General features: G+C 65.0%; 1 protein-coding gene and 1 pseudogene. One reads left to right on the forward strand and one right to left on the reverse strand.

From position 1 onward, the window contains the following. Nucleotides 1-34 precede the first annotated feature (34 nt). On the forward strand, nt 35-184 hold the full coding sequence (locus tag AC0L3B_RS38485; RefSeq protein WP_473382840.1) for a hypothetical protein: 150 nt from the start codon (nt 35-37) through the stop codon (nt 182-184). Here the strand turns inward: AC0L3B_RS38485 and AC0L3B_RS38490 are convergent. Then, nucleotides 136-408 (reverse strand): annotated as a pseudogene (locus AC0L3B_RS38490) (helicase C-terminal domain-containing protein); the annotation flags it as partial. The gene AC0L3B_RS38485 and the pseudogene AC0L3B_RS38490 sit on opposite strands and share 49 nt — an antisense overlap. Nucleotides 409-412: the final 4 nt, after the last annotated feature.

Raw genomic sequence — 412 nt, forward strand, 5'->3', positions numbered from 1 at the left:
GGTGATCCGCAGCCAGCACGACCGCGGCGTGGTGATGCTGATCGACGACCGTTTCGGTGAAGCGCGGGTGCGCCAGTTGCTGCCCAGCTGGTGGTCGATCAGCATCACCACGCCGCGGTCGTGGTGGCTGCGGATCACCCTCCCCGCTGCCTGCACGACTTTCTGGATACCGGGATACAGGTAGGTGTAGTCGTAGCCCGCACCGAAAATCGCGCCCATGCGCGCTTTCATCTGTTCATTCACCGGGTTGAGCTGCGGCAAGCCCAGGGTCGCGACAAACGCCCCGATCAGGCGCGCACCGGGTAAATCGATGCCTTCGCCAAAAGCACCGCCCAGCACGGCAAACCCGATGCCCTGGCTGTGCTGGGTGAACTGGTCGAGAAACGCCTGGCGCTGCGCCACGGCCATGCCG

This window comes from Bradyrhizobium sp. Kon56, from assembly GCF_055807635.1.

What these genes read in the sequence shown, in the direction of transcription:
- AC0L3B_RS38485 (WP_473382840.1), top strand. Translation starts at nt 35, where the DNA reads ATGCTGATCGACGACCGTTTCGGTGAAGCGCGGGTGCGCCAGTTGCTG.